Origin of the sequence: Streptomyces sp. SM11, from assembly GCF_002910905.1 — a bacterium.
Taxonomy (GTDB): Bacteria; Actinomycetota; Actinomycetes; order Streptomycetales; family Streptomycetaceae; genus Streptomyces.
On sequence record NZ_NEUE01000308.1, the window covers coordinates 1 to 21,083 of the forward strand.

General features: G+C 70.4%; 21 protein-coding genes and 1 tRNA gene. 11 read left to right on the forward strand and 11 right to left on the reverse strand.

All coding sequences use genetic code 11. From position 1 onward, the window contains the following. Positions 1-39: 39 nt before the first annotated feature. The 4 genes from B9S58_RS36395 to B9S58_RS36410 all read right to left on the reverse strand — a co-directional run bounded on the left by B9S58_RS36395 (position 40) and on the right by B9S58_RS36410 (position 4,600). A complete protein-coding gene (locus tag B9S58_RS36395) occupies positions 40-756 on the reverse strand; it encodes an SDR family NAD(P)-dependent oxidoreductase (protein ID WP_103533386.1) in 717 nt (238 codons plus the stop codon). A 10-nt stretch (positions 757-766) separates the two neighbouring features. Beyond that, complete coding sequence (locus B9S58_RS36400; RefSeq protein ID WP_103533385.1) at positions 767-2,644, reverse strand: AMP-binding protein; 1,878 nt, start codon at positions 2,642-2,644, stop codon at positions 767-769. Next, a complete protein-coding gene (locus B9S58_RS36405) occupies positions 2,637-3,728 on the reverse strand; it encodes an aromatase/cyclase (RefSeq protein WP_374935690.1) in 1,092 nt (363 codons plus the stop codon). The genes B9S58_RS36400 and B9S58_RS36405 overlap by 8 nt, the downstream gene beginning before the upstream one ends. Before the next feature lie 68 nt (positions 3,729-3,796). Further along, the gene (locus B9S58_RS36410; protein WP_103533384.1) at positions 3,797-4,600 is read right to left on the reverse strand and encodes an SDR family NAD(P)-dependent oxidoreductase; all 804 of its coding nucleotides are present in this window, start codon (positions 4,598-4,600) and stop codon (positions 3,797-3,799) included. A gap of 275 nt (positions 4,601-4,875) precedes the next feature. Here B9S58_RS36410 and B9S58_RS36415 point away from each other — a divergent pair, with 275 nt between their 5' ends. The 3 genes from B9S58_RS36415 (at position 4,876) to B9S58_RS36425 (ending at position 8,292) form a co-directional block, all read left to right on the forward strand. Continuing rightward, positions 4,876-5,559, forward strand: coding sequence for an O-methyltransferase (locus B9S58_RS36415; protein ID WP_258044705.1), 684 nt, complete (start codon positions 4,876-4,878; stop codon positions 5,557-5,559). A 65-nt stretch (positions 5,560-5,624) separates the two neighbouring features. Next, on the forward strand, positions 5,625-7,175 hold the full coding sequence (locus tag B9S58_RS36420) for a GMC family oxidoreductase N-terminal domain-containing protein (RefSeq protein WP_103533383.1): 1,551 nt from the start codon (positions 5,625-5,627) through the stop codon (positions 7,173-7,175). Positions 7,176-7,485: 310 nt separating this feature from the next. Then, positions 7,486-8,292, forward strand: coding sequence for an AfsR/SARP family transcriptional regulator (locus tag B9S58_RS36425; RefSeq protein WP_103533382.1), 807 nt, complete (start codon positions 7,486-7,488; stop codon positions 8,290-8,292). 63 nt (positions 8,293-8,355) lie between these two features. Here the strand turns inward: B9S58_RS36425 and B9S58_RS36430 are convergent, their stop codons facing one another. Together B9S58_RS36430 and B9S58_RS36435 are read right to left on the reverse strand one after the other, a co-directional pair. Beyond that, entirely contained in the window at positions 8,356-8,796 is a 441-nt protein-coding gene (locus B9S58_RS36430) for a nuclear transport factor 2 family protein (RefSeq protein WP_308457912.1), read from the reverse strand. Positions 8,797-8,910: 114 nt separating this feature from the next. Beyond that, a complete protein-coding gene (locus tag B9S58_RS36435) occupies positions 8,911-9,369 on the reverse strand; it encodes a MarR family winged helix-turn-helix transcriptional regulator (protein ID WP_103533381.1) in 459 nt (152 codons plus the stop codon). 352 nt (positions 9,370-9,721) lie between these two features. On the opposite strand from B9S58_RS36435, the gene B9S58_RS36440 reads away from it, so the two are divergent. From B9S58_RS36440 to B9S58_RS36455, 4 genes are all read left to right on the forward strand, one after another. Continuing rightward, a complete protein-coding gene (locus B9S58_RS36440) occupies positions 9,722-11,032 on the forward strand; it encodes a beta-ketoacyl-[acyl-carrier-protein] synthase family protein (RefSeq protein WP_374935691.1) in 1,311 nt (436 codons plus the stop codon). A 20-nt stretch (positions 11,033-11,052) separates the two neighbouring features. Beyond that, the gene (locus B9S58_RS36445; RefSeq protein WP_103533379.1) at positions 11,053-12,309 is read left to right on the forward strand and encodes a ketosynthase chain-length factor; all 1,257 of its coding nucleotides are present in this window, start codon (positions 11,053-11,055) and stop codon (positions 12,307-12,309) included. 78 nt (positions 12,310-12,387) lie between these two features. After that, positions 12,388-12,633: an acyl carrier protein gene (locus tag B9S58_RS36450; protein WP_103533378.1), complete on the forward strand. Its 246-nt coding sequence runs from the start codon at positions 12,388-12,390 to the stop codon at positions 12,631-12,633. Between the two features lie 56 nt (positions 12,634-12,689). Further along, a complete protein-coding gene (locus B9S58_RS36455; RefSeq protein WP_103533377.1) occupies positions 12,690-13,589 on the forward strand; it encodes an NmrA/HSCARG family protein in 900 nt (299 codons plus the stop codon). Positions 13,590-13,808: 219 nt separating this feature from the next. Here the strand turns inward: B9S58_RS36455 and B9S58_RS36460 are convergent, their stop codons facing one another. From B9S58_RS36460 to B9S58_RS36470, 3 genes are all read right to left on the reverse strand, one after another. Continuing rightward, a complete protein-coding gene (locus tag B9S58_RS36460) occupies positions 13,809-14,222 on the reverse strand; it encodes a DNA-binding protein (RefSeq protein WP_103533376.1) in 414 nt (137 codons plus the stop codon). Next, positions 14,204-14,488, reverse strand: coding sequence for a hypothetical protein (locus B9S58_RS36465; protein WP_103533375.1), 285 nt, complete (start codon positions 14,486-14,488; stop codon positions 14,204-14,206). Before B9S58_RS36465 ends, B9S58_RS36460 begins: the two co-directional genes overlap by 19 nt. A gap of 214 nt (positions 14,489-14,702) precedes the next feature. Continuing rightward, a tRNA-Ala gene (locus tag B9S58_RS36470) sits at positions 14,703-14,775 on the reverse strand. A gap of 178 nt (positions 14,776-14,953) precedes the next feature. Here B9S58_RS36470 and B9S58_RS36475 point away from each other — a divergent pair. Together B9S58_RS36475 and B9S58_RS36480 are read left to right on the forward strand one after the other, a co-directional pair. Next, positions 14,954-15,502, forward strand: coding sequence for a helix-turn-helix transcriptional regulator (locus B9S58_RS36475; RefSeq protein ID WP_103533374.1), 549 nt, complete (start codon positions 14,954-14,956; stop codon positions 15,500-15,502). Between the two features lie 146 nt (positions 15,503-15,648). Then, positions 15,649-17,019 (forward strand): serine/threonine-protein kinase, encoded by a 1,371-nt coding sequence (locus B9S58_RS36480; RefSeq protein WP_103533373.1) that lies wholly within the window; start codon positions 15,649-15,651, stop codon positions 17,017-17,019. 77 nt (positions 17,020-17,096) lie between these two features. Here the strand turns inward: B9S58_RS36480 and B9S58_RS36485 are convergent, their stop codons facing one another. Further along, positions 17,097-18,434 carry a hypothetical protein gene (locus B9S58_RS36485; protein ID WP_103533387.1) on the reverse strand — a complete coding sequence of 446 codons (1,338 nt, stop codon included), beginning with the start codon at positions 18,432-18,434 and terminating at the stop codon, positions 17,097-17,099. A gap of 260 nt (positions 18,435-18,694) precedes the next feature. Then, positions 18,695-18,829, reverse strand: a complete 135-nt coding sequence (locus B9S58_RS38570; protein ID WP_219818897.1) for a DLW-39 family protein — start codon at positions 18,827-18,829, stop codon at positions 18,695-18,697. Between the two features lie 291 nt (positions 18,830-19,120). Here B9S58_RS38570 and B9S58_RS36495 point away from each other — a divergent pair, with 291 nt between their 5' ends. Further along, positions 19,121-19,495 carry a DUF6344 domain-containing protein gene (locus tag B9S58_RS36495; RefSeq protein ID WP_103533372.1) on the forward strand — a complete coding sequence of 125 codons (375 nt, stop codon included), beginning with the start codon at positions 19,121-19,123 and terminating at the stop codon, positions 19,493-19,495. Positions 19,496-19,662: 167 nt separating this feature from the next. Continuing rightward, positions 19,663-20,358: a hypothetical protein gene (locus B9S58_RS36500; RefSeq protein WP_103533371.1), complete on the forward strand. Its 696-nt coding sequence runs from the start codon at positions 19,663-19,665 to the stop codon at positions 20,356-20,358. Positions 20,359-21,083 lie beyond the last annotated feature (725 nt).

Here is a 21,083-nt window from a genome sequence, read left to right on the forward strand (position 1 = left end):
GGGGTGTGCGCAGTCATGTCGGATACCGCCTTCGGGTCGTCAGGGCCTGCCGCCGTTGACCACCTGGAGGTGGCCGTTGAGGGCAGTGGTCAGGTCGGAGGCGAGCGCGAGGACGCAACCCGCCACCTCGTCGGCGCTGGTGGGCACCACTCCGGGGCCGAGCGGCCCGGTGTGGGGGTGGGCGGGATCCTGTACGGGGCCGGGGGCGACGCAGTTGACCCGTACGCCGTCGGCTGCCAGGTCGTGGGCCAGCGCCAGGGTAAGGCCGGCGACCCCTGCCTTCGCGGCGCAGAGGTGTGGGGCCGCGGGCCGGCCACGCACCCCGGCGAGTGACGACAGCAGCACCACCCTGCCGTTGCCGGCTGCGGCGAGCAGCGGCAGCACCGCCGTCACCAGGGCGAAGGCGCCGACGACGTCGATGTCGAGCAGGTCGCGGAACTCCTGGACGGTCAGCTGTGCGGCGGGCCTGGGCTCTCCGTCGTAGCCGGTGGTGCAGTTGACCAGGACGTCGAGCCGGTCCACACCCGCCGCGACGAGTTCCGCGCGCAGTCGGGCGGGGCCGTCGTCGTCTGTGAGGTCGGCCGTCACCGCATGTGTGGTGACACCGTGATCGGCGGCCGTACGGGCGGCGAGGGCGGCCGCCGACCCACCGCGGCCGTGCACCACCACCTCCGCGCCGGCCGCCGCGAACCGGCGCACCACCGCGCCGCCGACGCGTCCGGTTGCGCCGGCCACCAGTACTCGGGCGCCGGCCATCCCCCCTGGGTCAGCCGCGCGCAACGTGGGACACCACCGTGTGCAGCTCGGGCTCGGCCTTGGCCACCGCGGCCAGGTCGCGGATGTGCTCCTGGAAACCTTCGGACTGGATGACCTGGAGGTGGGCGGCGGCGTCCTCCCAACGGGCGATGTTGGTGTAGATGTTCGGATTGGACAGCGAGCGGACGAGTGTGTGGTCGATGAAGCCGGGCCGGCCGCGCATGTACACGGAGCTGGCTTCGAAGACCTTCTCGAACTCCTCGGGGGCGGCGGTAAGGATGAACTTGTTGACCAGGATCACCATCGTGGAACCTCCATCGAGTCCTGCGTGGAATGAGGCGCGCAACTCACGGCGGGGGATCTTGCCGTTCGGTGAGCGAGGGATCTGTCCGACGACCTCATGGGTGTGGACACGCTTGTAGTAGGGCAACCGCTCGTTGAGCCTGGCCACCGCCCGGTCGGCCTCGTCGGCGTCGATGCCGCTGTTGGAGTCAGCGCCGGCGTCGCCTGCGAGCACCAGCACGGCATGGGCGACGGCGCCCGATACGGGGTGCGGCCGGTCGAGTACGACGCTGTCGGCCACGGCAGGGTCCTCGGCCAGGGCGTTCTCGATCTCGGAGGGCGAGACCAGCCAGTTGTCGCACTTGAAGACGTCCTTGAGGCGGTCGGTGAGGAACAGCCGTCCGTCCTCGTCGGTCCGGCCCACGTCTCCGGTGGACAGCCATCCGTCGGCGTCGACCACGGAAGTGATCCCCTGGTCGAGGTAGCCGAGCATGACCTGCGGGCCGCGTACCTGGATCTCACCGGACTCCCCGGTGGGCAGCACGCGCCCGTCGTCGAGGGAGACCACCCGGTGCCCGGTGCCTTCGACCGGCGCGCCGACCGAACCCGGGCGAGGGTCGCCCGGCCGGTCGAAGTGGGTCAGCGGGGACGTCTCGGCCAGACCGTAGCCCTGGACCACGGGGAGACCGAAGTGATCGCCGAGAGCCGTCGCGACCGCCGGTGCCAGTGCGGAGCCGCCGGAGGCGATCATGTGCGCCGCCGGCAGCGTGAGTTCTGACAGCCGGGGGTACGCGGCCAGTTGCGTGAGGCGCGCGGGGAGCGAGTAGAAGTGCGTGACGCCGCGCCGGCGAGCCTCCTCGACCGCCTCTGCCGGGTCGGGTCCGGGGACGAGGACCTGGGCCGCCCCGGCGGCGATCGCCGCGTTCATGTGCATGGGGTGGTAGCTGGGGAAGTGCACCAGACTCACCGAATCGGGGCCCAGGCCGTGCGCCCGTGCGGTCTGCACGGCGTTGACCGTGACATTGCGGTGGCTCAGGACCACGGCCTTCGGCATTCCGGTGGTTCCGCTGGTGAAGTGCAGCGCCGCCGGATCATCGGGCTGGGCCGGGTGCTCGGGTGGTTCCACGTTCCCGGCGCCGTCGAGCAGTTCGACGAAGTGCGGGCCTTCCCGGTCCGTCGACTCCGCTCCCTGGCCGAGTACGACGACCAGCTCCAGTTCCGGCAGTCCCTTCAGGACGCGGCGCAGTCGGCGGTACTGCGCCGGGCCGACGAAGGCTGCTCTGGCGCCTGATGTGCCCAGTACGTACTGGAGTTGCTGTTCCCGGAGGAGTGGGACGACTGGCAGCGCGAGGTTCCCACTGCGCAAGGCGCCGTGGTAGGCGACCACCACGTCGGGGTGAAGTTCCGCACCGATGGCCACCACCGCGCCCGCCGCGCCGAATCGGGTGTGGAGTACCGCCGCGCAGCGGTCGACCGCCCCGTCGAGATCCGCGTACCGCAGCTTCGTACTACCGACGATCAGGGCCGGGCGATCGGCCCCCGTACGGGAGCTCGCGCGCAGCAGCAGGTCGGCGCGAGTGGGGAGGCCGGTCAGGACATCAGACACCGGACGCCCCTTCGACGAACGCCTTGGCCCGGTTCAAGGTGGCCGCGCTGTTGCGGCTCAAGGCATCCCGGACGAGCGCACGGGCCTGCGCCGGGGTGGCGTCCTCGCCCAGGACCTTGCTGATGGCATCCGTCTCGATGACCACGGTGTGTTCAGAGGTGGCTGTCACTCCGTGCTCGTCCTCGACCAGCAGCCAGACTCCGGTGTGCACGCGCAGCAGTGCCGGCGTCAGGAGCTGTTTGTAGCGAATGCGATCGGGCGCGGTGCAGATGCGGACGGAGCGGGTGGTGTGCGAGGAGCCGTCGGCGGTGCGGGTGTCCATTTCCAGGATCTGCAGGCCCGGTACGTCCTCGGTGAGGGCGACCCGGGCCACATGCGGCAGACGCTCCGGCCAGTGCTCGGCCCGGTCGAGGAAGGCGTACACCTGGACGAGGGTGCCTTCGATGTGGACGGTGTCGCGGAAGGTGAAGCCAAGCCTGCCGTCGGCTCCGTCCGCGCCCTCGGCGCCGTCCGCGCCCTCGGCGCCGTTCCGGCCGGCGGCCGCGGCCAGGGCCGCGAGTTCGGCGCGGCTGTTGGTGTCCACGGCCTCCTCCAGCCAGGCCAGGGTCTCGGCGTCATCCCCGACGGCGGCGTAGTCGTGGGTGAGCACGACCTCGGTGCCGCCGTCGGAGTCCGGGCGTACGATCCACTCGCCGCCCATGGCGGCGATCGGCGCGGCCGGCCGCTCCTGGCCGAACGTGATGCTGAGCCGGGACGGGTCGACCTCGCGGCGGGAAGTCCAGCAACGCACGGCGCCGTTGGCAGTGGCCCACAGGCGCAGCCGCTCCGTCCCGCCCTCCGCCGGCGCACGCTCCAGGTACTCGGCGTGCACGGTGGGCGGGAAGATCAGCGGCCACCGCTCGACATCGGCGACCAGGGCGAAGACGGCCTCCGCGTCGGCGTCGACGGTCACGGTGTGCTCGACGTGCACACGGGTGGGTTCGTCCGCCGGCTGCCCTGCGGCCGGCCGGGTGTGGCCCTCGGTCGGCTCGCGCGAGCCGCTGGACGGGACGGATGGAGGGGTTGGCTGCACGCTCTGGGACACGTTCTGCACCTTCCGGTCGAGGGTCCGGCTCACGCGCCGGGGCGGGACGGGGTGGGGTGACGGGGCGGTCAGTAGTTACCCAGGCCGCCACAGACGTTGAGGGCCTGCGCGGTGACGGCATCGGCGGCCGGCGTGGTGAGGTAGGCGACCATGGCGGCGACCTCCTCCGGCGTCGTGTAGCGGCCGAGCGGAATCTTGGCCTCGAACCGTTCGCGTACCTGCTCCTCGTCCGTGCCCCAGGCCTCGGCGTAGGCGCGCCGTACCCGCCCCGCCATCGGGGTCTCCACATAGCCGGGGCAGACCGCGTTGACGGTTGTGCCCGACTTGGCGAGTTCCAGCCCGAGCGCCTTGGTCAGGCCGACCACGCCGTGCTTGGAGGCGGAGTAGGGAGCGGCGAGTACAACACCCTGTTTGCCGCCGGTGGAAGCGATGTTGACGACGCGTCCGCGCGGGCGTCCCAGCATCCCGCCGGCCGACAGCACCTCCCGGGTCACCAGGAAGACGCTGTTGAGGTTGGTGTCGATCACGTCGTACCACAGCTCGTCGGGCAGGTCGGCCGTGCTGCCACCGCCGTTACGCCCGGCGTTGTTGACCAGTACGTCGACAGGGCCGAAGGTCTCCACCGCGGTGGCCACCAGCGCCGCGACCTCCACGCGGAAACGTACGTCGCAGGTGGTGCCATCGGCCTCCCAGCCCTGGTCGCGGAGTTCCTTGACGGTGGCGGCCACCGAGTCTGCCGACCGGGCGCACAGAAACACCCGCATTCCCTGGGCGGCCAGTTCACGGGCGACGGCCAGCCCGATCCCGCTGGTGGCACCCGTGATCAGGGCAGTACGCCGGGTTGCCGGGGCGGTGGTGTCCGTGAGGGTCATCTCGCTCCTCTTCGGTGCCGCCGAGCGGCATCGTCTGTGGGAGGGCCGGTGCTCCGGCCGTTCGCCGGACCGGGTTCCCGCGGTCACCGAGACTGCGGCTCCGCACTGGAGAGCCGCTCGAACGCTGCTGGAGCGGGACGCCGGCGCCATGGATCCGTTCTTGAGCGCACCTTGACCGGTCGCTCCTACGGTGGCCTCCGTTCCTGCCCGTGACGTCCAGTGAAGTCCCGTGAAGTGAAGCCCAGCGAAGTCCCGATGGAGGAGTGGCCGTGGAAATGCCCGCCGTGGAAATGTCTGCCGACCAGCCGATGAGGGTGGCAGCAACTCAGGAGGTCGTCGACTACGTGGTCGCCGCCGGGATCGCGCCGCTCCCGGCCCAGAACGACCTGGTGGAGCGGACCGAGAAGGAGACCGGCGACCGGGCCGGCATGCGCATCGCGCCTGAACAGGGCGCGCTGATCACCCTGTTGGCGAAGATGGCCAGCGCCCGTCGTGCGATCGAGGTGGGCACCTTCACCGGGTACTCGTCCCTGTCGATCGCCAGGGCGCTTCCCGCGGATGGGCACCTGCTCTGCTGCGACATCAGCGAGGAGTGGACGCGGATCGCTCGTGACGCCTGGGATTCGGCGGCGCTGAGCGACCGGATCGAGCTGCGCATCGCGCCCGCTCTTGAGACTCTGCGCGCCCTGCCCCGTGAGGAGACAGTCGACTTCTCCTTCGTGGACGCCGACAAGACCGGTTACGCCGCCTACTACGAGGAGTTGATCGTCCGTACCCGGCCCGGCGGTCTGATCGTCTTCGACAACGTCCTCTACGGCGGCCGGGTCCTCGGCGACGACGCGAAGACCGGGAACGCCGCGGCGCTGCGCGAGTTCAACCCGGCGCTGGCCGCCGATCCGCGGGTCGACGTGGTCATGCTGCCGATCGCCGACGGTCTTACGGTCGCCCGCAAGATCTGACGCTTCGATCCAAGGCGGCCACCCCCAGCCGCACCGTTGGACAGTCCGGCTCATCAAGGAGTGGCATGTCAGGCAGAAACGGGCTATCGCGCCGCAGATTCCTCACCGGCGTCGCGGCGGGCGCGGCAATCGGAGCACTACCCTCGCGGTCCGCTTTCGCGGCGGAGCCCGTGAAGGCGCTGATCATCGGCAGCGGATACGCCGGAAGCGTCGCCGCGCTGCGGCTGGCACAGGCCGGCGTGGACTCGGTCGTTCTCGAACGGGGCAGGCGGTGGCCGATCGCCGCGCAGGGCGGCACCTTCGCCACGCCGGCTGCGCCCGACGGACGGGCTTCGTGGCTGAACTCCTGGAGCCCGTTCGTCCCTCAGCAACTCGACGTCTACCCCGGTGTACTGGAGGCCTTTCGGACAAACAGCGTCATCGCCCTGGCCGGCGCGGGCGTCGGCGGCGGATCGTTGGTGAACAACGCGGTGATGCTCAAGCCCTCCCAGGAGGCATTCAACCGGGCATTCGGCACCCACGTCGACTTCGATGAGATGAGCGAGCGCTGGTACACGCGGGCCCGTGCGCTCATCGGCCCGGCGCCGATGCCGGACGACGTGTACGCGTCCTCGTACTACACGGCGGCGCGTTCGTTCACTGCGGAGACGACGGCAGCCGGCCTGTCGCCGTACCGGGCGGACATGGCTGTGGACTGGCAGGCCGTACGGGAGGAGGCGGCCGGCAACCGGGAGCCGTCACTGATCATCGCGCGCTCGATCTGGGGCGCCAACAGCGGGGCCAAGCACAGTGTCGACCGCACCATACTCGCCGCCGCCGAGGCGACCGGCCGGGTCGCGGTGGAGACACTCACCCGGGTGGTGGACGTGGTGCCGTCCGGCGGGCGCTACCTGGTGGGGTGCGAGCGGATCGACGAGAGCGGGACCGTGGTGGCCCGGCCGGAGTTCTCGGCGGAGCACGTCTTCTTCGCCGCGGGCTCGCTCGGCACCAGCCGTCTGCTGGTACGGGCCCGGGCGCGCGGCAGTCTGCCCGCGCTGCGGGCCTCGGTCGGCCGGGGCTGGGGCACCAACAGCGACCGCCAGACGGTCCGGGTGGGCATGCCCTGGAACAACCCCACCCAGGGCGGCCCTTCCGGCATCGTGGCCCAGGATCTCGACAATCCGTACGAGCCGGTCACCATGATCAACTTTCCGTGGCCGGTACCGACCCCGGACGGGACCGGCGCACTGGCCGCGCTCGCCATGACCACCTGTGCGGCCGAGGGCTGCTTCACTTACGACGCCGCCACCGATGGGGTGTCGCTGACCTGGCCCGCCACCAGCGCATCGGCCACGCGCGCCACTCAGGCGGTGACCGCCACCGTCGACCGGATCAACGCGGCCAATCCCGGCACCTCCACCCTGCGGGTGAACGCCGACACCGCGTCGCACACCCTCGGCGGTGTGGTGCTGGGCAAGGCCTGTGCGCTCGACGGCCGGCTGTACGGCTACGACAACCTCTATGTGATCGACAGCTCGCTCATCCCCGGGACGATGGCAGCGGTGCCGCCGGCCCTGACAGTCACCGCGCTCGCCGACCGATGTGTCAGCAAGGCGCTGACGCGAATCCTGGCCTGAGGCCGGCACCGGGCCCCGCCCGGCCTCCCCGCCGTTCGCCGCCCGGGCGGCGAACGGCGGGTGGGAGTCGGTGCGCGCCTGCTCATCCGGTGCCGCGACGTTCTCTCGGCGTGTCTCGGTGTCTCTCAACGTCTTTCGGTCTCTCGGCACCCCCTGGCAGCGTCGCTGGTGGAGCGTTCCGCGGAATTTGTTACCCGCGCGGAAACTCGCCGAGAGTGTCGCTCCTTTTGCGATTCCTTTGAATACTGGTTCGAATCGATCGCGCCACTGCGGGGTACTGTCCAGGCCAGGTGGCGAGACAGGGGGGGTAATGGAGATCACGGCCGGAATAATGGGAATGCTCGAATTATCGCTTGGGGATTATAATTGCGTACCCAGCGCACCCAAGCCGAAAAAAATTCTGGCGCTTCTGCTCATTCATTTCAATCAGATCGTCCCGGTGTCCGCTCTGGTGGAGGAACTCTGGGGATACGATCCGCCAGCCAGCGCCCGCACCACGCTCCAGACCTACATTCTGACGCTGAGAAAACTGCTGCACGGGTCCGACCCGGCTTCGGGTGCCGCATACCTGGTAACCGTGGGACCGGGATACATGCTGCGCATCCCGCAACAGAATTACGACCTCTACCGGTTCGGCAAACTGACGGACGAGGGCCGGCAGGCCATCGGCCGGGGTGCCGACGCCGAAGGGGCCGCGCTGCTGCGTGAGGCGCTCGCCCTGTACCGCGGGCCGGTGCTGGCCGACGTCGACACGGGGCCGCTCATCTCCGCCCATGTGACCCGGTTGGACGAATTGCGACTGGGCACTCTTGAGCTCTGCATCGACGCCGAGCTGCGACTGGGCAAGCATCAGGCGCTGGTCGGCGAGCTGACCACACTGGTCGCCCATCACCGCTTTCACGAAAACCTCCACGCCCAGTACATGCGAGCGCTGTGGCGGTCCGGCCGCCGCTTCTGCGCGCTGGAGGTGTACCAGCGGCTGCGGAGGGCCCTCGCGGACGAGTTGGGCATGGAACCTGCCTGGTTTCTCCAACAGTTGCAGCAGGCGATCCTCTCTCCCGGCGCCCCGCACGATCTCCCGGCCGTCGGCATCGCCTCGGGCCGCGCCGCCGGCTGATCGGCTCGACCGTCCGCCTTCGGGCCGGCCCCGGGACGGGGCCGGCCCGAAGTGGTGCCGGTCTCAGAACAGGTCGTCCCTCGTCACCTGACGCTCCCGCACCAGCCAGCCGGTCTTCTCACGGACCAGTACGTCCTCGCAGACGGTGCTGCGATGTACGGTCGGCATGCCGCCCCGGGCAGTGGCGATCACCAGGGCGTAACAGCGGGCCGCGACGCTTCCGTCGGGGCGGGGCGTGACGGTCAGCATGCCGAGCCAGTGCCGATGAGTGATTCCCTGCTCGGTGAGGGCGGCACGGGCACGGGCGCTGCTGGCGGCGAGAGCGGGCCGGCCCGTCGCCTTGTCGTGACCGCCGTGGAGGGCGAAGACTCCGTCCACGGTGAAGGTGTTCGCCCATTCCTCCGTCCGGCCGTCGTCCAGCGTCTGCATCTGGCGCGCGTAGAAGTGCGACACCTCGCTGTAGAGCCGGTCCTCGGCGACCGGCTCCGTGATGGTCTGTGACACCGTGTTCTCCTTCGCACCGTCGGGCCTCCGATCGTGCGCGCGGAACCTGGAATGCGGCTGGAGCTGTGCTTGAGCCGATGCCTGCCGAATGGCGCCCGCTGCCCGGGATCGGGGTCAGAAGGCGACGGGCCCGTCCTCGCGGCCGTCTCCCTGGGCCGCGTCGTACAGCCGCAACAGCAACGACACCAGTTGCTCCCGCTCCTCGGCGGAGAACGGGGCGAGGAGTTCGTCCTCCAGCCTGCGCAGCTCCGCGTCGACCTTGGGCCAGATGTCGCGCCCGAGCGGGGTCAGCCAGATGCGGCTTCTGCGGGCGTCCTGCACGTCCGGCGTGCGACGCACCATGCCGGCGGCCTCCATGCGCTTGATCGCCTGAGTAGCCGTCGGTCCCTCCACCCGTACCCGGCGGGCCAGTTCGCCGACTGTGCTGCCGTCCGACTCCCATAGGCATTTGAGAAAGAACTGCTGGCCGGCGTGGAGGCCGAAGTCGCCCAGGCGGCGTTCCGCCCGGATGCGCGCGGCACGGCCCACCAGGGAGAAGAGGGTGCTGAAATCCTGGAGGGAGACGGCATCCATGACGGGGTCCCTCGGGTCGCGGGCAGAGATACGACGGCTCCTGGCCGACGGCGCTGCGGACCAGCCAAGGCGGATCAGCCGCGCGGACAGGATACGCCGCCCTCCCCGCCGCCCGCCCGGCCTCGGCTCCACTGGTTCCCTAGCGTCCCTCCAGCGGCGGCGTAAATCATCTCGAATGTCACTGGAGGAATACACCGGAGACTCCCGACAGAAACAGTCGAGAACGGGAAAGAGTCGATTCGATGGACAGCGGAACACCTCTACAGAAAGTGGACATCGCTGTGTGTGAATTTGCAAATCGCAGCGCATCCGAAAGTGCACCTCCAGCCGTAATGCCGACGGCCAAAGGTGCATCGACCTTTCCCCTGGTGCGAACAACCGGCGGATTTCGGTGACGCGCCGGGTAGCTGTCACCGGCCTCGGCGTCATAGCCCCCGGTGGTAACGGAACAAAGGAATTCTGGGCGCTTCTCACCTCGGGCCGGACGGCCACTGGACCCCTCACCCTGTTCGATGCCTCGGCCTACCGGTCCCGCATAGCGGCAGAGTGCTCGTTCGATCCGCTCGCCGCCGGGTTCACGCCACGCGAGGTACGCCGCATGGATCGTGCGGCCCAGTTCGCGGTGGCGTGTACCCGGGAAGCGCTGGCGGACGCCGGGCTGGCGCTGGCGGCGCCGCTCGACCCCGAGCGGACCGGGGTGTCCGTCGGGAGCGCCGTGGGCTGCACCATGGGTCTGGAGCAGGAGTACTCCGTGGTCAGCGACTCCGGCCGCGAATGGCTCGTCGACCACCGGCATGCCGTACCGCACCTGGAGGACTACCTGGTGCCGAGCACCCTGGCCCGCGAAGTGGCCTGGGCAGCGGGCGGGGAGGGGCCGGCGGCGGTGATCTCCGCCGGGTGCACCTCCGGACTCGACGCCGTCGGGCACGCTTGCGAGCTGATTCGTGAGGGCACAACCGACGTGATGCTGACCGGCGGGACCGACGCGCCGATCTCACCCATCACGGTGGCGTCCTTCGACGCGATCAAGGCGACCTCGGCACGCAACGACGACCCCGCCACCGCGTCACGTCCCTTCGACCTGACCCGCGACGGATTCGTCCTCGGCGAGGGTGCGGCCATGCTCGTACTGGAGGAGTGGGAGCACGCCCGGGCCCGGGGCGCCCACGTGTACGCGGAGATCGGTGGGCACGCTTCGCGCAGCAACGCCTTCCACATGACCGGCCTGCGCCCGGACGGCCGCGAAATGGCTGAGGCGATCCGGCAGGCGCTGGACGAGGCACGGCTCGATCCGACGGCGGTCGACTACGTCAACGCTCACGGATCGGGAACCCGGCAGAACGATCGGCACGAGACGGCCGCGTTCCTGCGGGCCCTGGGCGAGCACGCACGCACCGTCCCGGTCAGTTCCATCAAATCGATGATCGGCCACTCGCTCGGCGCGATCGGGGCAATCGAGATCGCGGCCTGCGCCCTCGCGCTTGAGTACGGCGTCGTCCCACCCACAGCCAACCTGCGCGAGAGCGACCCCGAATGCCCCTTGGACTACGTACCGCTGACTGCGCGGGAGCAGCGGCTCGACACCGTACTCACGGTGGGCAGTGGTTTCGGCGGCTTCCAGAGCGCGATGGTTCTCAAGCGCCCGAGAGGGGTACTGAAATGATCACAGCCTCCCCCTCCAGCATGGGCGGCGCCCTTGCAGCCGCTCCGCCTCCTTCTACCCACGAACCGGCGGTCGTGACCGGCCTGGAGGTTCTGGCCGCCAACGGCTCCGGGAAGCGGGAGTTCTGGGAGCGCACGCTCGCCGGGCGGAGCGGCATCGCGCCGATCAGCCGGTTCGACGCCTCCTCCTACCCGAGCCGAACGGCTGGCGAGATCACTGGCTTCGACCCGGCGGCCCATGTACCCGGCCGACTTGTGCCACAGACGGACCGCGTCACCCAGCTCGCCCTGGCCGCGGCCGCCGGAGTCCTGGCCGACGCCGGCATCGACCCCACGGTCCTGCCGGACTACGGCATTGGCGTGGTGACCGCCAACGCGGCCGGCGGCTTCGAGTTCGGCCAGCGTGAGCTTCAGAACCTGTGGTCCATGGGCCCCCGGTACGTCAGCGCGTACCAGTCCTTCGCCTGGTTCTACGCGGTCAACACCGGTCAGATCTCGATCCGGTACGGTCTTCGCGGGCCAAGCGGCGTGCTTGTCAGCGGGCAGGCGGGCGGGCTCGACGCCGCCGGACACGCTCGTCGGTTGCTGCGCAAGGGCACCCCAGCCGTACTCACCGGCGCGATGGAGTCGGCGCTCTGCCCGTGGGGCCTGGTCGCGGAGCTGGCCGGAGGCCGACTGAGCACCGACGACCGTCCGGAGGTCGCGTACCGGCCTTTCGCCGAGGACGCGTGCGGGCACGTCATCGGCGAGGGAGGCGCCTTGCTGATGCTTGAGGGCGCGGCCTCGGCCCGAGCGCGCGGAGCGACCCACGTACTTGGCGAACTGGCGGGCTACGCAGCCACCTTCGACCCGCCCCCGGGCTCCGACCGCCCGTCGGGACTGGCCCGTGCCATCCGCGCCGCACTGGCCGACGCCGGGACGGAGCCCGGCGGCATAGGCGCCGTCTTCGCCGACGCGGCCGCCGTGCCGGAGCTGGACACCTCGGAGGCGGCAGCCATCGCTGAGGTTTTCGGCCCGTACGGCGTGCCGGTCACCGCGCCCAAGTCGTTCACCGGCAGGCCCGGCGCCGGCGCCTCCGCACTCGACCTGGCCACCGCGCTGCTCTCGGTCAGGGACGGCGTCATCCCGCCGACCGCGGATGTGGGCCGGGTGCCCGACGCGTACCGCCTCGATCTCGTGACGGGCGGTCCGCGTCCGCTCGGGACCGGTGAGGTCCTGGTACTGGCGCGAGGGCGAGGCGGTTTCAACACGGCGGTCGTGGTCCGCGCTGTTTCCTGACCGACCGCACACCCCCCCCCGTTCCTCACCCGGCTCCTGCCCCGACTCCCACCCCGACGAACCGAAAGGCGACCGACCATGTCTGAATTCACCATTGAGGACCTCAGGCGCATCATGCGCGAGTGTGCGGGCGAGGACGAGTCCATGACGCTCGAAGGCGACATCCTCGACTACCCGTTCGAGGAGCTCGGCTATGACTCGCTCGCCCTGTTGGAGACCGCGACGCGTATCGAGCGGGAACGGAACGTGACCGTCCCCGAGGATCAACTCAGCGGCGCGAAGACACCCCGGCTGCTGCTCGACGCGGTCAACTCGGCCCGCTGAACGGCGGAGCGGCCTGCCGCTCGGCCCCGGCCACGCTCCGACCCAGGTGAGGAAACATGACCGACAGACCTCTCGTACTCGTGACCGGTGCCACCGGAGCCCAAGGTGGTTCTGTGGCTCGCGCCCTGCTGACCAGCGGCCGGTACGCGGTGCGCGCCATCACCCGCGACCCGGCGTCCGGTCCGGCGCGGGAGCTCGCCACGCTCGGCGCCGAGGTGGTCGCCTGTGACCTGACCGATGCCGGGCAGGCAAGGCGGGCAGCGAAGGGTGTTCGCGCGGGGTTCCTGGTGACCGACTTCTGGTCGCTGCGCGACGACGAGTACCGGGTGGCAAGGACGGCCGCAGAGGCCGTACTGACCGCCGGTGCCGAGACGCTGGTGCACAGCAGCCTTCCAGAAGCGCGCCGCCGCAGCGGCGGCGCCCTGTCGCTGCCACATCACGACGGCAAGGCCCGGCTGGAAGAGGACCTTCGCGGTCGTGGGGCCCCCGTCGTCACGGTCCATCTGTCCACGTACTACGAGAATTGGCCGGCCCGGCGGCTACGCCGGCAGTCGGACGGGTCACTCTGCTTCAGCCTTCCCCACGGTGACACTCCGTTGCCCGCCGTCTGTGTCGCCGACCTCGGCGGAGTGGTCACGGCACTGCTGGACGCCGGTGCGAAGGTGCACGGCGAAGTGGTCAAGGTCGTGGGTGACCTGCTGCCGCCCGCCGAGTACGCCGCCCTGCTCACCAAGGCTCTCGGTGTTCCGGTGACCTACCAGGACGTGCCGTACGAAAAGTTCCGGCAACTTCCCCTTCCCAACGCAGCGGCCATAGCCGACATGCTGGAGTTCACCCGCCGCCACCCTGATGTGGCCCCCACCGATGTGGACCGCGCCCGGACTCTTCATCCAGGCATGCGGACCTTCGGCGAGTGGCTGGAGACGGAACGGGGATCGTTCGCCTCGCTGCTGTGAGCGGTGATCACCGGGCAACACGCAGAAGACTTCGTCGGCCGACGCGGAGAACCAGACAGGAAGAGTCACAGGACACGGCGAGGGGTCGGCGCCGTCCAAGCGGCCCTCGGCGGCACGCTCGCCTGGCCCTGGTCGTCAGCGCACAGGGCGAGGCCTGCCCCGTCGGTACTGGCCGTGGCTCAATCGCTCAAGCGCCGCACATCGTCATGTCGGGGTGGCTCACACGGCGACGACACGCACCCTGTTGCCGCACAGCTTGGTCATGTCGTCGACATCCGATGTCAGCATGACAACCGGACGCTGCTGCCGCAGCGCTGCCTCGGCCACAGCCGCATCGATGGCGTACTCGTGACCGTGCAGCCCAGCCCCTGTCAATAGTGCCGAGGCCGCCTTCGCCTCCTCATCCCCCACCGGCACGGCGCGCAGGCCGGAGAGCACCCAGCCCAGCCGCGCCTTGTTCGTACGGGAATGCACGGATTCGATGATGGTGAGCGCACTGATCACCACCTCCATGCCGCGGGACCGCGCCTCCGCGACAAGGGACACCGCGGTCTCGTCATCGCTGAGCAGCTTGGAGAGCCCCTCGCTGTCCAGGACCAGCGTTCCCTCGTGGCTCAGCTCGCGGCGGGCCACTGGTCGTCCTCAGCGAACACCTCGTCGAGCACCTGACGCGCCTGCTGCCGCGCCTGATCGGAGATCGATCCCTTACGGCTCTCATAGTCGGCCAAGTACTCGTCCAGCACCTGGCCGCGCAACTCCCTCTCGACGGACGCGGCAATGAACGCGGAGAACTCACGCTTGCCAACCCGGGCGCGGATCGCCTCAGCGGTCCCCTCGGGCAGAGAGAGGCTGACCCGCGTCGCCGGCCCCTCACCAATGCCGTACGTCGACTCGGACATATCCGCACTGTATCAAACGAGTAGGAAACCTGGCTCGCAGCGCTCGCCCTCCCGCATCCCGGAAGGCCCAGGGGATCCACGGGGGAGACAGGCAGACCTCAGCCCCTGTCAACTCAGGGGCCGCGAGTCGGTTGATGGGCACATCATGCCCACCAATGGGCACCAAAAATACCCCCTGAAACCGCGTCTCCGCAGGTCAGAGGGCATTTAACAGTGGAGCCTAGGAGATTCGAACTCCTGACATCTGCCTTGCAAAGGCAGCGCTCTACCAACTGAGCTAAGGCCCCGGGCCACAACGAACGAAGGCAACGCCCAGCACGTCCGCGCCAGGGCTACCGTCGTGGACCAGCGTACCGGGTGACCCCCGTAATCCTGCAAAAGGATAGGGACTCCCGGTGGACGAGCACGCTCCGTAAGATGCTCGCAAGGTTCGCAGCAGCGAAGCCGCAGCGATGGGGAGACGCCATGGACGCAGCGCAACAAGAGGCGACGGCAAGAGCCAGAGAGCTTCAACGCAGTTGGTACGGAGAGCCGTTGGGGGCGCTCTTCCGTCGGCTGATCGATGATCTCGGCCTGAATCAGGCCCGGCTGGCCGCTGCTCTCGGGCTGTCCGCCCCGATGCTCTCCCAGCTGATGAGCGGCCAGCGGGCCAAGATCGGGAACCCCGCGGTGGTCCAGCGCGTCCAGGCCCTCCAGGAGCTGGCGAGCCAGGTGGCCGACGGCAGCGTCAGCGCGGGCGAGGCCACCGACCGCATGGAGGAGATCAAGAAGTCGCAGGGCGGGTCGGTCCTGACCGCCACCGGCCAGACCGGCTCCACCGGCGGTGCTCCCACCGTCCGCCGTGTGGTGCGCGAGATCCAGTCCCTGCTGCGGTCGGTCGCGGCGGCCGGCGACATCATCGATGCCTCGGACGCCCTCGCCCCGACCCACCCGGAGCTGGCAGAGTTCCTCAAGGTGTACGGAGCGGGGCGCACCGCGGACGCGGTCGCGCACTACGAGGGGCACCAGAGCTAGCGGGTCCGGAACACGACGGACGAGGGACGACGGAGCCAGGGCACGCGCGCACCGTGCAGCGCCCTGGTGCCGGCCGGACACGGGGGCCGGACACGGGCCGCGGCGGACGCCGCGGCCCCACAGGAACGGGGAGCGGGCGCAGCACAATGGGTGAGGTCTTCGCTGGTCGGTACGAGCTGATCGATCCGATCGGACGAGGTGGGGTCGGCGCCGTCTGGCGTGCCTGGGACCACCGACGCCGCAGGTACGTCGCGGCCAAGGTGCTCCAGCAGAGCGACGCGCACACGCTGCTGCGCTTCGTCCGCGAGCAGGCCCTGCGCATCGAGCACCCGCATGTGCTGGCCCCGGCCAGCTGGGCCGCCGACGACGACAAGGTCCTGTTCACCATGGATCTGGTGAGCGGCGGCTCGCTCGCCCATGTCATAGGCGACTACGGCCCGTTGCCCCCGCGCTTCGTCTGCCTGCTGCTGGACCAGCTGCTCTCCGGCCTCTCCACGGTGCACGCCGAGGGGGTGGTGCACCGCGACATCAAGCCGGCCAACATCCTGATGGAGGCGACCGGAACAGGCCGTCCGCATCTGCGCCTCTCCGACTTCGGCATCTCGATGCGCAAGGGCGAACCCCGGCTGACCGAGACCAACTACGTGGTCGGTACGCCCGGTTACTTCGCCCCCGAGCAGATGATGGGCGCCGAACCCGATCTCCCCGCGGACCTCTTCGCGGTCGGCCTGGTCGCGCTCTACCTCCTCCAGGGCCAGAAGCCCGACTCCCAGGCACTGGTCGAGCGCTTCGCCGCGCACGGCACCCCGAGCGCACCCAACGGAATTCCCGAGCCGCTGTGGCAGGTTCTCGCCGGTCTGCTCCAGCCGGACCCGCACGCCCGGTTCCGGACCTCGACGGGCGCGCGCAAGGCCCTGACCGCGGCGGTCGAGATGCTGCCCGACCCCGGCCCGGACGACGAGCCGGTGGAGGTGTTCGACCAGATCGGGCCGCTGCCGGCGGGATTCGGTCCCGACGGGCCCGTCACCGCCCCCCAGCCGACCGCGGACCCCGCGCCGCCCGGCCCCGCGGCCGCGGCGGCGCAGCAGGCCGTTCCGCAGCAGGCCGTTCCGCAGCCGTCCGGTCAGCAGTCCTACGCACCGCCCCCCGCCTCGATGTCGGAGACGGGCAGCTTCCACCTCGCACCCCCGTCCGAAGGCTCACCGCCACAGCAACAGCCGTACGCGCAGCCGGGGTTGCAGCAGAAGAAGCCGATCGCAGCGTTCACAGCGGACGCACCGCCCCCGTACGCCGTCGGCACGCCGGGCCCCTCCCCGGCGCCGGCCTCCGGCGTTCCGCACGATCCCGCTTCCACCCGCGCCTACACCGACCAGCAGCACCCGTCGGTGCGGCACGCCGCGCCCCACGCCCCCGTACGGCGAACGCGTCCGGGACCGCCCCCGAAGGTGGCGGTCCCGGTACTGGTGGTGGCGCTGATCTGCTTCGCGGTCGGGATCTGGGCCCTGACCCAGGTCTGACGGCCCGGGTCCGACGGCCCCGGCCGACGGCAACCGCCGACACGGCGGGCCCGGCGAGGGGAGCGCCGCCGGGCCGACTACCAGCCCTGCGGCGGCTGGTGGCCCTCACCGGCCGGGTGACCGGCGGCCGGGCCGCCCGCCGTCGCCCGTCGGCGGGCCAGCAGCGTCCAGACGCCCAGCCCGAGCACCAGCACGGACCCCGTGCCGATCCCGGCCGCGGCGACCACGGTCATAGGACCGCTCCGCGCGGCCTCGCGGGCGTTCTTCCCCTTCCGGGCCACTTCCCGGTCCTGGTCGGTGACGCCGAAGACCCCGGCGTCCCCCTCGTACGGGGACTCCTCGGCCTTGTTCTTCACCTGGACCGCCAGCTCGAACGGAATCGGCTCGTCGCCGTAGGACTCCTTGAGCTGCGGGCTGAGAGACACCGACAGGTAGTACCAGCCCGCGAAGCGCATGGCGCTGACCTGGTTCGAGGAGTCGAACCGGTTGCGGTAGGCCACCGGCGGCAGCGGCCTCAGCGACGCGGACGCGGGCCCTCCGGAGTACGAGAGCATGGCGTCGGAGACATGTCCCTGGGCCGGGTTGTCCAGTGACAGGGTGAGCGCGCTGCCCACGAAGTCCTTCTTGGCGCTCGTGCTGTTGGAGAGCCCGGCGGTGGCGTGGATCTGCTGGCCCCAGTCCACCGGCACCCGGTAGAAGCGGGTCTGCCCCGGGGCGACGGTGTCCTGCCAGCGGCCGTTCGCCAGGCTGGTGGCCTCGGAGTACCCGGCCCCGCCGGACCGCTTCTGCTGCTTCCCGGTCAGCGGCTTCGCCGAGGCCGAGGGCCAGCTGTCGGGCCCGTCGGTCGGCAGGGACGCCCCGCTCTTCGCCTGCGGCTCCCGCAGGAAGCGCAGCTCCAGGTCCCAGGCTCCGGTATCGGCCGCCGACTTGCTCTCGCGCTCGACGAGGACGTCGTACGGACCGCTCTCCTGACAGGTGGTGCTGCCTTCCTCGACGGTCCGGGAGGCGTACGCGGCGATGGGACGGGCGTACTTGCCCGCGCCGAAGTTCGCCCGCTCCGAGCCGCACCGGGTGTCGTCGGTCTCCCGGAGGCTGACGGTGATGCCGTCGCCGTAGGCGACCGTGTCGCTGTCACCGGGCACCGCGACCGCCGAGACATAGGCGGCGGAGACATCGTCCAGCACGACCCGGTAGTAGAGCTTCTCGCCCGGCCTGATCGTGCTGCGGTACGGGACGCCCTCGTCGAGTTCGGACGCCTCGACGTTCGCCGTCGCCCCCTGCACGTTCTTCGCGACGGGGTCGAACGCGTACGCCCCGGGGCCGGCCGCGTGCGCCTGCCCCGGCAGGACCGCCGCCGCGCACATCACCGCGAGTACCGCGGCCGCCGCCCGGCCCCTGTTGCGCTGCCTCTTCACGCGCTTCCCCTCGTCGTCCTCACGCGCCGTCGCCCCGTCGACCGCCCGGCCGCGATACCGGTCCATCCTGCCCCGCCCGCACCGCTGCTGTCTCCGGCCCCAGCCGGATTGTCCCGCTTGCCGGCGCCGCCGACGCCGAGTTCCCTGACGGGTATTCACGTAAGCAAGCTATTTGTTCGCACAAGTGAAGTCGCGGGGGTTCCGGACAGCACGAAGCCCCGGCCGCTCAGCGACCGGGGCCCGTAACAGACTGTGCCGTCTCACACACCCGGGCCTGCGGGCACGGAGTCGGTCGCCTCCGTCCACAGATCCTGCTCGGCGCGATCCGCCTGGATCTGGCGGTACACGAGGAGCCCGCCGATGGCGGCCAGTGCGACCAGGAGAAGCTTCTTCACCGCGCGACCTCGTCTTTCCTTGGCGTAAGGGCCTTCTGCCGCCGACTATACACACCGGCCGATACCGATCGGTGACCTGCCCGCACCCCCGGAACAGCCCCTCCAGGGCGTCCCGAACGGCCTCCCGGCACCCCCTTCCGACCGCCCGCGAGGGCCTGTCCACTCCGGTTGCACCATACGAGTGGTGTTAATCCGAAGATCGGCGCAGAGCGGGCGTCGCTCCCCGGAAACGCGGCCCGGATCCACATGATCGGAGAAGTCAGCAGCCGGACCGTCCGAAAGCGAGGGGCCATGAGCACCTTCCAGCCCAAGAACATCTGGACCGCCTTCATCACCGCCTTCTTCGCCCTCCTGGCGTCGCTGGGCCTCGCCACCGCCACGGCGAGCGCCACGAACGCCACGAACGCCGCGCGGCCGAGCGCCACGCCCCAGGAGCACACGGGCGCCACCGCGGCAACTCCGCTCGCGCCCTCGGTCCGATGGACCCTTCCGCGTGACCGGGCCCTCCCACCCACGATGAAGCAGCGCATCCGCGCCGAGGCCCACGGCTCCTCCCCGGCCACCCGCCACCTGTCGCTCGACCCCGCAGAGACCGCCCGCACCACCGGCCCGGCCGGCTCCCACCCCACAGCCCCGGAAGGCGACTCCCCGGCGCCACCCCCGTGATCCCGGCCGCCACCGCGCCCCGGGGCCCCTGGTCCGGTTCACACCGGCCGGGGGCCTTTTCCGTGTGCCCCGGGCCTCTTCGCACGAGGACTGGACCTCCGACGAGCGGTCGGCGGTGCGCCGGACGACCATGGAAGGGTCCGGTGCACCGCCGAAAGGACCGTTCGATGAGCTCTCGTGCCACCACCTTCGCGGCCTTCGGCACCGCCGTCGCGCTCCTCACGGTCACAGCCTGCTCCTCGGCCTCCACCGGTACGGCTTCGAGCCCCGGCAGCACGGTCCCGGCGGCGGCGACCAGCAGCCCGGACGACGGCGCACCGCCGGGCGCGGAGGTCCTGGGCAGGCCCCGGACCGGAGAGCCGTTCAGGCTGACCCTCGGCTCCACGGCCGAGCAACGGCCCGACGAGTTCGAGATCACCGTCGAGAAGGTCACGTGCGGCGAATCGCTGGACCCGGAGGTCCTCGCGCACGCGGCCGACTCGGTGGGCGAACCGACGGCGAACCCGACGCCCGAGGACGGGAAGCAGTTCTGTGTGCTCAGCATGGAGGTGCTGAACGTCGGCAAGAGCGAGGCCGTCTGGAGCCTCGACGAAACGGTCACCCTCAACGTCGACGACACCGCGTACAGCCAGAGCCAGTCCGACGCCGTCTACGCGAGGGAGTACGCCGACTACTGGAGCGAAAAGGGCGAGACGGGACCGTCGTACGGTCTCAACCCCGGAAGCAAGGGCCCCGAGCACGGCGTCTTCCAGATCCCGGCCGCCGACGAGCCCACCACCCTCTGGTTCGCGTCCAGCAGGTTGCTGGAGACCTTCGACGGTCCAGAGCCCGGCTACCTCGTCCAGCTGAATCCCGCACGCTGATCGCGCCCCCGCAACGCGAAGACCCCCGGTCACTGGTGACCGGGGGTCTTCGCTCCGGGGGCCGACGGAATGTGAACGCCGTAGGTGGATCCCGATCCACGGGTACGTCACGCTTCCGGGTCACCGCGCCGGGCGCCGCGGGCGGCCGAGCAGTTCAGCCCTGCTGCAGTGCGGCGAGCCCCTTCCGCAGGTCTTCGCTGTTCATCACCGGCTGGATCTCGATCTGCCCTCCATCCGGGGCTGCCCAACGCCCACGGTCCCCCGCGACCCCTACAGATCGCGGGTGTCGCGAGGACCGTTGGAACCCAAGCCGGCCGGGGGCTCCATGGTCGGCCTCCCGCGCCGGAGGCGGAGCCCGCCCATCCGGCGCGGGCCGTGCTCCGCCGCACCTCCGGATCCGCTGAACGCCTGATGCCGGCCGCACATGGCGAAGGCCCCCCACCGCTACCGGTGAGGGGCCTTCGTGCTGGTGGGGCTAACAGGATTTGAACCTGTGGCCTCATCCTTATCAGGTCGGTCGCCGACTCGATCTGCCACCGGGCGGTACCCAATTTCTCAGGCTAGACCGCTATTCGGCGTTCGCTGCTGGCCGCTCCTGATCGCAGGTGTTGGTGTCAGCCGCTGATGTCGCCCGGCCCTCGCGAACTTGACAGCCCCTTGTTCATCGGCTCGTTCATCTTGCGCAGCGTCCGCTCCAGCGCCAGCGACGGCTCGTTCATCTTGCG